15 protein-coding genes are annotated in these 14262 nt (G+C 48.5%); 6 read left to right on the forward strand and 9 right to left on the reverse strand.

Annotation, left to right across the window (positions count from 1 at the left end; translation table 11 throughout):
• Positions 1-403 precede the first annotated feature (403 nt).
• Together JXQ28_02860 and JXQ28_02865 are read left to right on the forward strand one after the other, a co-directional pair.
• On the forward strand, positions 404-1108 hold the full coding sequence (locus JXQ28_02860; protein ID MBN2276667.1) for a hypothetical protein: 705 nt from the start codon (positions 404-406) through the stop codon (positions 1106-1108).
• 60 nt (positions 1109-1168) lie between these two features.
• Complete coding sequence (locus JXQ28_02865) at positions 1169-2041, forward strand: hypothetical protein (protein ID MBN2276668.1); 873 nt, start codon at positions 1169-1171, stop codon at positions 2039-2041.
• A gap of 166 nt (positions 2042-2207) precedes the next feature.
• Here JXQ28_02865 and JXQ28_02870 read toward each other — a convergent pair whose 3' ends face one another.
• Positions 2208-2903, reverse strand: a complete 696-nt coding sequence (locus tag JXQ28_02870; GenBank protein MBN2276669.1) for a Bax inhibitor-1/YccA family protein — start codon at positions 2901-2903, stop codon at positions 2208-2210.
• Positions 2904-3063: 160 nt separating this feature from the next.
• Here JXQ28_02870 and JXQ28_02875 point away from each other — a divergent pair, with 160 nt between their 5' ends.
• Positions 3064-3489 (forward strand): hypothetical protein, encoded by a 426-nt coding sequence (locus JXQ28_02875; GenBank protein ID MBN2276670.1) that lies wholly within the window; start codon positions 3064-3066, stop codon positions 3487-3489.
• 172 nt (positions 3490-3661) lie between these two features.
• Here the strand turns inward: JXQ28_02875 and JXQ28_02880 are convergent, their stop codons facing one another.
• The 8 genes from JXQ28_02880 to JXQ28_02915 form a co-directional block, all read right to left on the reverse strand.
• The gene (locus JXQ28_02880) at positions 3662-4078 is read right to left on the reverse strand and encodes a hypothetical protein (protein MBN2276671.1); all 417 of its coding nucleotides are present in this window, start codon (positions 4076-4078) and stop codon (positions 3662-3664) included.
• Positions 4079-4138: 60 nt separating this feature from the next.
• Positions 4139-6409: a DEAD/DEAH box helicase gene (locus tag JXQ28_02885; protein ID MBN2276672.1), complete on the reverse strand. Its 2271-nt coding sequence runs from the start codon at positions 6407-6409 to the stop codon at positions 4139-4141.
• A gap of 5 nt (positions 6410-6414) precedes the next feature.
• Positions 6415-6957 (reverse strand): hypothetical protein, encoded by a 543-nt coding sequence (locus JXQ28_02890; GenBank protein ID MBN2276673.1) that lies wholly within the window; start codon positions 6955-6957, stop codon positions 6415-6417.
• 212 nt (positions 6958-7169) lie between these two features.
• The gene (deoC, locus tag JXQ28_02895) at positions 7170-7841 is read right to left on the reverse strand and encodes a deoxyribose-phosphate aldolase (protein ID MBN2276674.1); all 672 of its coding nucleotides are present in this window, start codon (positions 7839-7841) and stop codon (positions 7170-7172) included.
• Positions 7842-7854: 13 nt separating this feature from the next.
• Positions 7855-9039 (reverse strand): phosphopentomutase, encoded by a 1185-nt coding sequence (locus JXQ28_02900; GenBank protein ID MBN2276675.1) that lies wholly within the window; start codon positions 9037-9039, stop codon positions 7855-7857.
• Between the two features lie 90 nt (positions 9040-9129).
• Positions 9130-9981, reverse strand: coding sequence for a hypothetical protein (locus tag JXQ28_02905; GenBank protein MBN2276676.1), 852 nt, complete (start codon positions 9979-9981; stop codon positions 9130-9132).
• An 11-nt stretch (positions 9982-9992) separates the two neighbouring features.
• Complete coding sequence (locus JXQ28_02910) at positions 9993-10556, reverse strand: zf-HC2 domain-containing protein (GenBank protein MBN2276677.1); 564 nt, start codon at positions 10554-10556, stop codon at positions 9993-9995.
• On the reverse strand, positions 10535-11095 hold the full coding sequence (locus tag JXQ28_02915; protein ID MBN2276678.1) for a sigma-70 family RNA polymerase sigma factor: 561 nt from the start codon (positions 11093-11095) through the stop codon (positions 10535-10537). The genes JXQ28_02910 and JXQ28_02915 overlap by 22 nt, the downstream gene beginning before the upstream one ends.
• 153 nt (positions 11096-11248) lie before the next feature.
• Here JXQ28_02915 and JXQ28_02920 point away from each other — a divergent pair, with 153 nt between their 5' ends.
• The 3 genes from JXQ28_02920 to gmk all read left to right on the forward strand — a co-directional run bounded on the left by JXQ28_02920 (position 11249) and on the right by gmk (position 14253).
• Positions 11249-12655 (forward strand): MFS transporter, encoded by a 1407-nt coding sequence (locus JXQ28_02920; protein MBN2276679.1) that lies wholly within the window; start codon positions 11249-11251, stop codon positions 12653-12655.
• Positions 12656-12728: 73 nt separating this feature from the next.
• Positions 12729-13604, forward strand: a complete 876-nt coding sequence (locus JXQ28_02925; protein ID MBN2276680.1) for a YicC family protein — start codon at positions 12729-12731, stop codon at positions 13602-13604.
• Between the two features lie 25 nt (positions 13605-13629).
• Entirely contained in the window at positions 13630-14253 is a 624-nt protein-coding gene (gene gmk, locus JXQ28_02930; GenBank protein ID MBN2276681.1) for a guanylate kinase, read from the forward strand.
• Positions 14254-14262 lie beyond the last annotated feature (9 nt).

Raw genomic sequence — 14262 nt, forward strand, 5'->3', positions numbered from 1 at the left:
AATGACGGAAAAGGGAAGGGAATGATGGAAAAGGGGGTCGGGAATGACATAGAAGAGCCGGGAATAACAGACTTTTTTCGGGAATGACAAAATGGGAATGGGAATGACATGAAAGGGGAAGGAATGACAGGAAGGAGAGTGGGAATAGCAAGAAGAAGAGTGGGAATAGCAAGAAGAAGAGTGGGAATAGCAAGAAGAAGAGAGTCGATTAATCGCAGGAGGAAAAGGTGATTGACAAATCGGGATTATCCTTTATAATTGAAATATTGAAGGGGATATCGTGTGTTTTTGAAAACTCCATCCGGGAAATCCCGGGTTGTATATCCTGTTACTAATAGCATTACCGGATGAAGTATGCTATAATGCAACCGTGAATTGACTTATCAAAATCCGGGAGGAACCGATGCGAGATTGTGTCGAAGGCGATTATCGTCCGAAACTGAGATTTCTTCTGCTGGCGGTTATTTTACTGCTGACGGCGGTTGTGGTTTTCAACTGCGGTGACGACAAGGGGACCGATTCCAATAACAACAACAATGGCTCCAATGTGGTCGGGCCGGAAGGGGGCACGGTTTCCGATGGCGACGGTTCATCGGTAGTCATCCCGGCCGGGGCGCTCGACGCCGATATAACCGTCAGTGTCAAGACTATCAGTGAAATTGATGATTTACCTGACAGCCTGCTGTCGTACGGTTTGGGGTTGTACGGAGCGATTGAACTGGGACCGGACGGCCAGCAGTTCAATACCCCGGTAACGATAACATTCCCGATCGATACTCAACTTACCGCGGGCGACAGCCTGCCGTTATTTTCCTGGGTGCCGGAGGATTCCTGCTGGCAATGTGAAGGAGTTTTCGCGGAGGTACAGGCAGGGGGAATGTCGGTCAGCGCCGAGGTGACTCATTTTTCCCACCATACGGTCTGGGGTTCGGTTGGCGGCGGCGGATTATTCGATGGTTTTGCCTGGGAGAAAGGGCCGGAAGCGGCCTTTTACGAGTTCGTCGATTTGTATGATACCTGGCAGGATTCAAAGATCGTAGAGGGGGGCGAATCCGACGGTTGTTGTATGAGTGTGGTGAAAAGGAAATTTTATTTCGAATATCACTAGGACGAAATAAACCTTAATCTGGAACGGGAGGTGGAGGGCTGGACCACGGAATGGGACCGGATGGAAATATACGAACAGGTTCTGACCAATGAACTCAACGGAATGTATGCCAGACTACGGGCGGAAATTTACTGGAACCATGACGATGTGGCGTTACGAGTGTGGGCCAATCCGGATGTGATCGATGTGGCTTCGGATAATCCGACCACGGAGATCCAGATTGATTTCGATTGCGATAACGCTCCGGAGGACGGTGCCATGATAAATCTGTCAACAACCGGTCCGGGGTATCTCGATGTTTCCTCGGTCGTTTCGGGATCATCCAGCCACGGGACCTCGAAGGCTACGCTGACGGCCACCGACAGCGGCCAGATTGTGGTCACGGCATCGTTTACCGCCTGCCGCAACAACAGCGAACAGGATATCGAGGCCAGTGCCAATATTGATGCCGTAAAGGATGAAGGCTGGGCCGGTTACGGATACTATGTGTTCGATCATTCCCCGGGGACCTGGACGTTCCATGACTCGATATATTTCGGTTACATATTCAATGTCGGTGAGGACGGGCAAATCACCGGCGAGGGGACGGGTTATCACCATGTGACGGTTTCTCCGACCGATTGCGCTCTGTTGAGTATCAATGCTCCCGAGTTTCCGATGTATGTGTCGGGGACGACTTTCGGCGATAATTTCGTATTCCAGATATTACCGGTCAGCCCGGCCACTTATCCGGTGGATTTCACGATGCAGTGTGATGATGCCGTCATGACTATTGACGCCTATCGTTACCTTGAAGCGTCGGTGCTTGGTATGCATGTGATTTTCAATATGCCCCCGCAGACTAATTCGGAGGACGAAGGGTCGGGGTCGGAGGATTTCGGCGAGTCCTACCCGATTATGTTCGAGTACTATCTTATGATGAATGAGCTTTAATGCCTGTTTGGCCCGTGTGGGCGGTTTAACCATGTTGTCGGATTTCTCGTGAATGCGCCGGAAAGCTTATTTTCTCGTAAGCTGATATATCGGGGCCGTAACGTGAACTGTTTAATCTCAGGATTGAAAACCCAATCCACGGCAGTTGCGGGATGCCGGATATTTTCTAATTGCGGCGGCCCATTATTCGAAGCAACATTAGAAACAGATTGATGAAATCAAGATAAAGTCTCAGGGCCCCGATAATGGAGTTTTTGCGTTCGGTTTCCTCGCCTTCACCCGCGACAAAACCGCCCTGTTTGATTTTCTGAGTATCATAAGCCGTCAGGCCGACAAAGACCAGGACACCGACAAAAGTCACGATCCAGTACAGCGTTTGATTGTGGAGAAATAAATTAACCAGCGAGGCGATTATCAGACCGATCAGGGCCATGAAAGCCAGGTTACCGATAGTGGTCAGGTCCCGTTTGGTAACATATCCATAGAAGCTCATAATACCGAAGGTTCCGGCCGTAACAAAGAAAGTAGAAGCGATCGAGGCCCCGGTGTAGAGGACGAATATAACCGAAAGAGTCAGCCCGTTAAGAATTGAATAGGCGATGAAAACCGAAGTGGCGGTCAGGGCCGACATTTTGTGTATCCGTGCGGTGAGGAAGACCACGGCGACCAGTTCGGCGATAATCAGGCCGAAAAAGACGATTCGATTCTGGTACACAAAACCCAGAAGGCCTTGTGCCGATGCGGTGTACATGGCAACCAGGGCAGTAATAGCCAGAGCCAGACACATCCAGCCGTAGACTTTGGTTATCAAGGCTTGTTGAGCCTCCTGAACATGGGGCAGGGCGTAATCAACTGTATTCATAGAGATTTCCTTTCCGATAATTTGTCATCATATCTGTCTCTTCTTTATACCCAAAAACAGATTCGCTTTCAATTATAATTGTAACAATCATTCAGAATACTCGGTTTCCTGAATATTTTGCCTGAAATCATAGTATATTAGATAAACAAGGAGAATTAATATGGGCGGAGCAGTTACCGGCGGCGGAACGGCCGCCTCGATGGCCGCGATAATTGCGGCCCGAGAGGCCGCCAGGAAAAGACAGGAGGAGGAAGATATGACCGGGTACGATAAGGATGATATGGACGGATGGGAATTTAAAATCGTTCGAAGCGCAACCGGCAAATTCAAAAAATACGAAGAGGTGCGGAAGGTTTGTGATGAGGAAGCCAAAGCCGGCTGGGAGCTTTTGGAAAAATTCGATGACTATCGGATACGGTTCAAACGCCGGGTGGAAAAGCGGGCCGGGGATCAGTTTTTAAATGCGGATCCATATCGCACCAATACCGGATTATCATCCAATGTCCTCGGCCTGACCATTGCCGGGATAATCATTTTTCTGGCGGGCATGGCGGGCTTGTTGTTTATTCTGATTGGCCGGCATTAGAACCAGGGGCCCGAATCGACTAAAGTAAACATAGGATACTGGATCAATCGGGCATTCAAAGTCATGTACCGGAGACTTTTTTTAATTGGATGGAGTGCTATTGAGAATTTTATCCGTCTTTTGAGTGAATAACAGAATCTCAATAACCGGGCCATTCGACCTTGATATGTTATCAGGTCTTATCCGTACCAATTGGTTGATTGCCTCTTGTTTGAAACAGCATCGGAGCGATCAGCAACAACAAACCTGAAATCATGAGAATTATGCACCAGGCAATGGCAAGATACCCTTTCCATTCCGGCATATTGATACATGGAACAAAAAATCCAAAAGCCCCTGTAAGTATGGAACATACTGATCCGCAAATCCTAAAAATCGGCAGTGATTTTGTTCCTGGGTCAGCTTTTCCCGAATGAATTATTTTGTAAACGAAACTCAGGGAAATCCAGGCAACGGCGCCGGTCCACAGGGCCGGATAGTAATACCCGTCAGGCTGATTAATCATGATAAAAATAACGCCAAATAGAGTCAGAACCATTGGCAGAAATACCATCATCTTGTACAGCCGAAGAGACATAAAACTCTTCATGGAAGCCTCCTGTTTTTCGGAATTCGTGATCCTGTCACTTTATTGAAAATACGTTTTTTCTTAAGATAGTCCCAGCATAAAGCGTAACATGCGGATCGTCCCATTCTTGCCGAATTCACCCACTTCCATCTCAGGGCCGACACACGAGGGACATCCTCCCTGACAGGGACATCCGCCAACCTGCTCCAGACAGGCCCGGAAAAGGTCATCGGAGATATTGAACAACTTTTCCGAATACCCGACCCCCTCGGGAATATTTTCATATATGTATATGGTCGGCAACTCGGTGAAGGGTGAACGGACCTGCGAGATCGAGCGCAGGTCATGCGGATCGCACATCATCCACAACGGGGCAATCTTGCCGAGGATATTGGCCACGCCTCTCAGGGAGCCGCCGAACTGCTCGCCCTCAAGATTGATCCGGAAACGGATATCACCGGGGAAGGAGTACCAGAAAGAATGAGTGCTTAATTCCAGTTCGGGTAAATTGAGTTTGCCGGAACCGACATTTTCATGGGTGTGGAACTTGATTTTTTTGAACAGCACCGTGACTGAAGTCACTTTGACTTCACCCCAGGCCATCCGGCAATCGCCGGATTGTTTTTGATCGGCTACGGAAAGGACTTTCAGATCGGTTTTGGTTTCGGCGTCGGTATAGTAATCGACTTCGGTTTCTTTGACATAGGCTTTCCGTCCCTCCCAGTCGAGTTCGGTGACCTGGTACTGGTCGGCATCATGGAGATAAATCGCCTCGGGGTGCAGGAAAATCGGGGCCGAATAATAATCGATTTCACCTATCACACGGTTGTTGTCGGTCTCGTTGAGGATGACGAAATTTTCGGGCGAGGCTGAGCGAAGCGACACCCCCTGGGCGGGGTAGATTTCCGATGACCAGTGATATTTGCCGCCCGATTTCCGGAGGATATTCTGTGATTCGAGATAATCAAGAATTTCCCCGGTGCCATCGGGGCGGAAGGTTTCATCGACGGACAGCGGTAATTCGAAACTGGCACATTTGATATGATTGGCGCTGATGATCAGGTTGTCGGGGTCAATGATACCCATCTCCGGGGTCCGTTTGAGCAGGTAGTGCGGATCGCGGGCCAGGAACTGGTTGATGGCCGAGCTGTTGGCCACGAAAATAGTCAACGAAATTCCCGAACGCCGTCCGGCCCGTCCCGCCTGTTGCCAGACCGAGGCAATGGAACCCGGATAACCGCAGATGATGGAAACATCAAGGGCGCCGATATCGATCCCGAGTTCGAGGGCATTGGTCGAGACCACCCCGGTAATGGCTCCGTTTCTCAAGCCCGCTTCGATCTCGCGGCGTTGATTGGGCAAATATCCTCCCCGGTATCCGGCCACGCGAATATTTTTTCCGAAAGGTTCGGCGAATTTCTCTCTTAAGTATGACAGCAAGATTTCGACCTGGAGGCGGTAATGGGCGAAAATAATGGTTTGAATTCTCTCCCGTATAAAATATTCGGCCAGTGACAGGCTTTCGGTCAGGGATGATTTTCGTATTCCGAGCTGGCGATTGACGATCGGCGGATTATATAATATGAAGTATTTTTCCCCGGTCGGGGCACCGTTGTTGTCGATCAGTCTGACTTTCTTTCCGGTGATTTTTTCGGCCAGCTCGGCGGGATTGGCAATGGTGGCCGAGGAGGCGATAAAAATCGGGTCGGAGCCGTAGAAGCGGCAGATTCTTCGCAACCGCCGAATGACATTGGAGAGGTGCGATCCGAAAATACCGCGATAATGATGAATCTCATCGATGACGACATACTTGAGATTCTCAAACAATTTGATCCACCGGGTGTGATGGGGCAGGATACCGGTATGGAGCATATCGGGATTGGTGACGACAATGTGTCCGGCCGATCGGATCAATCGCCGGGCGGTCTGAGGAGTGTCGCCATCGTAGGTGAAGGTCCTGATATCGACATCAAGAGTATCGATCAAGCCGGTCAATTCGGCCAGTTGATCCTGTGAAAGGGCCTTGGTGGGGAAGAGGTAGAGAGCGCGAGTCGATTTGTTTTTGATGATACTGTCGAGCACCGGCAAATTGTAACAGAGGGTTTTGCCCGAGGCCGTCGGAGTGACTATCACGGTATCTCTATTATCATGGATGCTGTCGACAGCTTCGCGCTGGTGGGAGTACAGCTTCTGAATTCCCCGTGTTTTCAGCACACGCACCAGTTTTTCATCGAGAAAGTCCGGGAATTCGCGGAATTCTCCCGGTTTGGGCGGGAAGATTTCCCAGTGCACGATATTCCCGGCAATGGCCGGATCGGTTTTAAATGACTCAAGAATCTGCGGCAGGTTCATGTTATTCAGTTAATCCCCGTCAGGCGACGCTGGCAGATATCACAGAATTTTTCACCCTTGCGATCGATATCGAGCATATCCTGGCTGTAGTAGTTGATACATTTGGGATTCCGACAACTGGGAATTTCGAACAGGTGCGACAGTTGATGAATCGATTGCTTGAATAGCCGATCGTACACCTTCATGTCGTTTTCAGGCAGACCGTAAAATTCCTGGCGTAGTTTAAATAATGATATCACGGCCGTTCCCAGCACGATATCGGAATACCCGAGAACAAAAGGCTCATCGGGTAGATAAATATCTTCCTCGCAAACGCCGAGAATCAGCTCCCGTGAGTTGGCCTTGACCCGTTCCAGTTTGGCCAGGATGATGCTGGCGTAATGCTGGGAGCGGATGACATTGTAGGCTTCCTCCGGGATTTTCATGCCTTTGAGAATATCCACCGAGCGGCCGAAAATCGGACCGATACTGGTAGCCAGCCGGTTGACCATCATGAAATCTACATCGCCCAGCGGAACCACCACGATTTTACTTTTCTTCAGCAACATCAATTATTCTATTCGGCCGTAAAAAATTTGCTTTTTGATCCCAGAGGGGAAACCCGGACTTCCATTTTGGCGGCGCATTTCGGACACCATCCGACGAAGGCATCTCCTTTTTTATTCAAATAAATCCGTGAATATATGCGGCAACATTTGAACAGAACCCCGATATGGGGCCGCCGGGGAGTATTAGAATCTCCTTCATTCGGCATGTTCATTTAGTGCCTGCTCCGGATGGCAAGATATTCATTCATTATGTTGACCGATGCCGAGGAACCGATACGCTGAGCGCCGGCTTCGATCATGGCCAGGGTATCGCCCAGGGTCCGGATGCCCCCGGACGCTTTAACCTTGATTCTTCCGGAGGCCGCCTTGTATAACCCGGCAACATCATCGGTTGTTGCACCGCCAAAAAATCCGGTGGCCGTTTTTGCGTAATCCGCTCCGGCGTTGACTATAGCTTCCACCGCTGTATCCCTTATGGTCGGGGTGATTTTGGGCGTTTCAATAATGACTTTAAGCAGGCATTCTTTCGGAAGATGTTTCCTTACCTGTGAGATTTCGTCCTCGACTTTATCATATTCCCCGGAAACCATCCAGCCGATATTGGCAACCATGTCGATTTCATCGGCGCCGTCCTCGACGGCCCGGACCGCCTCGGCGATTTTAATGGCGGTGGTATTAGCCGAGAGGGGAAATCCGGCCACCGATATGATCTTGACCGGGGCGCCGGATAACTCCCTATGGGCCTGAGTTACCCAGCAAGGATTAATGGCAATACCATAGAAATCATTTTCAACCGCTTCACGGCACAGTTTGATAATAGCGTGGTGGTCGGTCTCCGAGGTCAACAGTGAATGGTCGAAATATTTATTCAGGTTGTCGATCATATCTCAATACGCGCTAAGCCGGTTTTTTCTCTATATCTTTTAAAAAACTTGTTCCCGGGAAAGTATAGTCGATCCGGAATATTTCCGCAAGGGTTTGAGCGATATCGGCAAAAGTGGTTCTGGTCTCCAGATTAACTCCGGGTTTTATCTCCCTGCCGTAAACGAGAAGAGGGACATACTCCCGGGTATGATCGGTGGAGTTTTTCAGGGTGGGGTCGCAACCATGATCGGCGGTGATAATCAGCAAATCATCGGTTTTCATAATATCGAGAATCTCCGGTAACCGGGAATCGAAATACTCCAGGCCGCGCGCGAAGGCTTCGGTGTCATTGCGATGTCCCCAGAGCATATCGAAATCGACCAGGTTGGCAAATATCAAACCATATTCGGTTAAAGATATTTCGTCAATCACTTTATCGATGACTTCGGTATTGTTCCCGGTTTTAACGGCCCGGCTGAAACCGCGGGAGGCAAAGAGGTCGGATATTTTCCCGACCGATACAGTCGGTATCCGGGCGGCTTTCAATTTGTCGAGGATAGTATCCTGCGGTGGCGGCAGGGAAAAATCGCGCCGGTTGGGAGTCCGGTTGAAATCCCCCGGTTGACCGATAAAAGGCCTGGCAATAACACGACCCACGGCATGGGGGCCGGTAAGAAGTTCCCGGGCTATGAGGCATATCTCGTAAAGGCGATCGAGGGGGATTACATCTTCATGAGCGGCCAGTTGAAAAACCGAATCGGCCGAGGTATATAAAATCAGAGCGCCGGTTTCAAGATGCCGCTCACCGAGTTTTTTGATAATCTCCGTTCCGCTGGCCGGGTAATTGCCGATGGTTTTCACACCGGCACGCTTTTCGAATTCTGCCACCAGGTCGGGTGGAAAACCATTTGGATAAACCGGGAAAGGCTGTTCGAGAATTATTCCGCCGATTTCCCAGTGGCCGGAGGTAGAGTCTTTGCCGGGGGATTGCTCCGTCATGCGGCCGTAACAGGCGGCGGGAGATACAACCGGTTCAATCCCGGTGATGGGGACGATATTGCCCAGACCCAGTCGCCGGGAGTGGGGCATATGCAACCCTCCCTTCTCAAGGGCGATATTGGGCAGAGTGGCCGCTCCGGTGTCGCCATAGGCTTCAGCATCGGGCAATTCGCCGATCCCGCAGGCATCAAGAATTATTAATAAAACCCGTCGGATCATATTAGGAAATTTACCGGATAAATAGGCCTCATCAAAATAAAAAAAAGCGGTCGATTCCGACCACTCTTTTTGGGCTATTTTATTATCAGGTTACAAATTTTCAATTTCAACAAGGCGGCTTGTGAAATTTCTGATCTCATCGATTTTAAAGTTAATTTCCTGTTTGCCGCGGGTTAGAATACCTTCCCGGACCACATGCGAGGTTTCCTCCTCGCGGACAATCGTACCCAGGGTGTAGGCGAAATAAACGACCCCCTCGACATCGATACGGTCATGACCGCTGGCAGTAATGTCCGGATCTTTTGAAAGGTTGTCGGCCAGAGGAATGAACATGGTTCCCTTATATTCGATAACGGCGCAATCATAACCGGCCTCCCTGACCAGGGCTTTGATTTTATAGGTCGTCGAGGCATCGGTGGTTCCTGTGTTCAACACCGCCTTAACGGTATGATTCCAGTTATAACCGACCGAAACCGGTTCCTCGGGGTACATCGGTGAGGTTTGTTCGAACAATTTTTTATAATAATCGATGGTTTCCGCGGAGGTTTCATCCCCGGCGATGATGTCGATTATTCTCCCGCGGGGATCCATTACAAAATCGGTACTCCAGACCCCGGAATCGGATACTGCGGAAGCGGGCGCGATCTCATTGGCTCCGGAAGGCTCGGTGCTGTAAACATAGTGCAAACGGCCATTGCCGTCATCCGTGATGGCGGCCGTTTCCATGGTATAGGATATTTTCTGAGGCTTTTCTCCTGAATCGACCAGCTTCCCGTTTTCATAAATGGTGGAATTGATTTCACCATCGTATTTATAATGAAATTTTTTATCGGTCGGGAATTTATAGGCAAGCTTAACTTCCTTTGGCCCCGATTCACAGCCGGTCAGTATCAATAATTCGAAGGCAAGGATCATTATCATAATTACGGGTTTGAGTTTCATGGTCTCATACCTCACAAGTTTATGCCGAAGTGACCTGCCATCAGATGTCCGCCCATGGAACCCGGCGGGGACATCATCATGGATCCAAGAATGTCGGAGTCGGGTTTTATGTTTAAAATTAATGATTCGGTTTTAAATTCATCGGATTCAAGACTGGTTTGTAAGGTCCCCGGTTTATTCGGGACAAAGCTGTCAATGGACAGGGAGACAAACAAAAACACCAGAGAGGCGGCCAGGGGAATCAGGATACTTTTCCATGATGATGAATCCTCGGCGGTAGAAACGGGCAGGCTGTTCCATGAGCTGACCTCATTGATCCTGACGCGATCGAAGATGGATTGTTCCAGGCCGTCCCAGTAAAGCTGGCCGGGGTCGGGAATAGTGTCCGATTTGAGAATAGCCAGCAGGGTTCGTTCTCTGTCCAGCTCTTCGCGACAGACCGCGCATAACTCCAGATGATTCTGCAGACGTTCGCGGTCAGCGTCCGAAATACAATTGGCGAGGTAGTCATCGAAGTACTCAATGGCCCGATTGCAATTCATGGTAAAACCGTCTATATTTTTTTTCTGATCCATTTTTTCAATTTTGTTCTTGCGATATGAAGATTTGATCGGACCGTAGCCTGGGGACACCCCAGAGACCGGGCGATTTCCTGTTTGGAAAATCCCTCAATATCATGCAGGATAATCGCCATCTTTTGTTTGGGCGGCAGATCCTGAATAGCTTCCTTAATGGCCGCCGCGATTTCGGTATTCTCGAGGCTCTGATCCGGGCTGACGATTCGCTCGGCCAGTTCTTTTTGAACTTCCGGCAGAAAAGCCAGATCGTCAACCGAAACGAAATTTTTTCGACGCCTGCGAATCATATCGATTGAATAATTAGTGGCAATACGCAAAATAAAACTGGAAAAATATTTTATGGAGCCTAATTCCTGTCTTCGTTCATAGAGCCTTACGAAAGTCTCCTGCGTTACTTCGTCAGCATCAAGATGATTTCCCAGCATTCGATAGGCGATCGAATATATTTTCTTTCCATACCTCCTGACCAGTTCGGCAAAGGCCCCCCGGTCATTGCTGATCAGTCTTTCGATCAGCAGTTTAAGATCATCGTTCATTGACACCGGCATTCCTGTCGGCAATTATTAGACGTCAAGATACCAATACCGTTTAAAACTAAATCATTGACTCTAACCGGCTAAAAGATTATGATTCAACCCTGTGTTGTCAACTGTTTTTAAGACAACAGTTTGTATATGGCGGCAGACGGTTTGGAAGATTATTCGAAATTTCGAAGAAAAGTGCTGATAACTTCCGGGGTGGGGACCTTTATGGCGACCCTGGATTCTTCGATAGTCAATGTTTCTTTGCCGACTATCAGCCGGGAATTGATTACCAGTATAACCATGGTTGGCTGGGTAATTTTATCATATTCCATTGCGCTATTTTCGCTTTTAATGATTTTCGGGGCCTGGTCGGAGAAAAAGGGCTTTCAGTTTTCGTACAAGTATGGCTTTGCCATTTTCGGGATCGGTTCTTTCCTTTGCGGGGTTTCTTTTAATATATACATGTTAATCCTGTCGCGGGTTTTGCAGGGTGTCGGCGGAGCCCTGTTGATATCAATCGGGCCGGCGTTGATTACCCACAGTTTCCCGGCATCGGAACGAGGGCGCGCCTTGGGAGTGATCGGGATGGTGGTTTCAACCGGTCTGATGCTCGGTCCGCCGCTGGGCGGGTTTATAATCGGACTTATCGGATGGCGCTGGATTTTCTGGGTCAATATCCCGGTCAGTATATTTGGTGTTTACTACGCCATAAAATGTCTGTCAGATTTTCCCGTTACCGATCCGGATAAAAAAATCAGCATTCCCGGTGCCGTGTTTCTCTCGGTCGGGCTGTTAACGCTAATGATTACCTTGCTTTTATTCAGCCGGGATATAATTAGTATTGCATATATAATAGTATTAATATTTGTTTCCAGCCTGTTTCTGATGGTCTTTTTTTATTTTGAAAGCCGGCCGGAGACAAGATTAATCGGGGTAGAAATATTCAAGAATCGGGTTTTCAGTTTTTCGGGTGCGGCTATGTTGTTGATATTTATTTCCCTCAGTTCCATAACGGTGTTGATGCCATTTTATCTGGAAGAGGTCAAGAAACTGTCGCCTGAGCAGGTTGGGTTGTTTCTATCCATAATTCCTATATGTGGTTTTTTTCTGGCCACTCCGGCCGGTTATCTGGCGGATAGAATCCAGGCCAGGGTAATATCCAGTCTTGGGGCCACCCTGCTTCTGATCGGAATTTTGTTCACCAGATCTCTTACGGGAGCCTCGACAACCATGCAAATTATTATTCCTCTTCTTCTTGCAGGAATCGGAATGGCCCTGTTTTCAACGCCCAACACCTCTACCCTGATGGGTTCGGTAAAGAAATACCAGCTTGGTTCGGCCTCGGGTATTCTGGCGACCATCAGGACCCTGGGAATAACGGTTGGGGTGGGTTTAAGTGTTTCGATTTTCAGCTATTACCGCCAAATCGGGTTGAATAAATCGGGTGAAGAGCAAGCCTCGTTTATTTTCGGATTCCATTCGGTTTACAATATTATTTTATTTTTTATTACTTTGGCCATCATTTTCAGCCTTATTCGCGGCAGAAATATGAACTCGGAAGGTCGCCCTTAAGTTATATGGGTTGACAAACACTCAAATCTTAATATTTTATCAGGCTAATCGAACTAAACCGGGTGATTAAGATATGTATTCAATGACCGGATATGGCAAAGCCGTATACAAAACCAAGGATCTGGCGGTTTCCGTGGAAATTTCCTCGGTTAACAACCGTTTTTTAGAATATTCATTTCGTTTGCCAAAACAGATTTCGTTTCTTGAAGCGAAATTCAAAGAACTTATTTCATCACAGATCAGCCGGGGGAAGATTAATCTGGCGGTCAGCTATGAAGATTACGGGATCGGGGTGGATCGGCTGGTGGTTAACAGAAAGCTGGCCGATGAGATGTATCGGCAGTTGGCCGAGATGAAGAAAAAATATAAGTTGACCGGTTCCATTGAATTGACCCATCTGCTTGGTTTTCATGAGGTTTTCAAGGTCGAGAAGTCGGATGATATCGAGGATCGGATCTGGCCGCCAATGAAAAGGGCGGTGGAAAAAGCGCTTAAGGATTTAGGCGCCATGCGAAAAAGGGAAGGCGCCAATCTTAAGAAAGACCTGGTTGGAAGGCTTAAAATTCTCAACCGGAAAATAGGTCTGGTGGAAAAACTGGCCGATGAAAATGTCACGGCATACCGGCAGAAATTGACCAAAAGGATTCAGGATATCCTTGAAAACCGGGCTCTCAATACAACCCGCCTTGAAGAAGAAGTGGTGTATATGGCGGAACGGGCCGATATAACCGAGGAGTGTGTCCGGTTTAAAAGCCACCTGAAGCAGTTCGATGCCGACCTGAAAAAAGGCGGTTCCCTGGGTAAGAGATTGAATTTTATACTCCAGGAGATGAACCGCGAAACCAATACAATCGGTTCCAAGTCGGCCAATACCGAAATTTCTCATCTGGTGCTGGGGTTGAAGGAGGAGGTGGAGAAGATGAGGGAGCAGGTTCAGAATCTCGAATAAGTCTTCGGATACATTTCATTAAGGCATGAAAAACATAAAAGTCAAGGGCAAGATCGTCATTATTTCCTCGCCGTCGGGAGGCGGGAAATCATCTATCTGTCAAAGTCTTCTGAAAAAAAATCGGAGGTCCGGCTGGAAATTTTCGATATCTTATACGACCCGTCCGAAGCGGCCCAATGAAAGGGATGGCCGCGAATATTTCTTTGTCGATCATGCCGAGTTTATGAGACTCCGCGATCGCGGCCAATTCGCCGAATGGTGCCAGGTCCATCGGTTTTATTACGGAACCCCGCGGCAACCGCTGGAGGAGGTTTTGTATAACGGTGGAGTGATGATTCTGGATGTGGATGTTAAAGGGGCGCGAAAACTTAAAAAAGAATATGAAAAAGCCGTTAAAATATTTATTCTCCCGCCCAGTCGGGGCGAATTGAAGCGGCGATTAAAGCAAAGGGGAACCGAAGACGATAAGCATTTAAAGATTCGTCAACGGCGGGCTCTGAGTGAAATGAAATTATATAAACAATTCGAATATACGGTGATAAACAGAGACCTTGAAACGGCCGTCAATGAAGTCGATATGATTATTAAATCCCTTCATTGCCGAAGGAATAATCTCGATCTGGAACAAATTGGCCGAATAATTGGTTGAGCAGTTGAA

This window comes from Candidatus Zixiibacteriota bacterium, assembly GCA_016933955.1.
In the GTDB taxonomy this organism is placed as follows: domain Bacteria; phylum Zixibacteria; class MSB-5A5; order GN15; family PGXB01; genus JAFGTT01.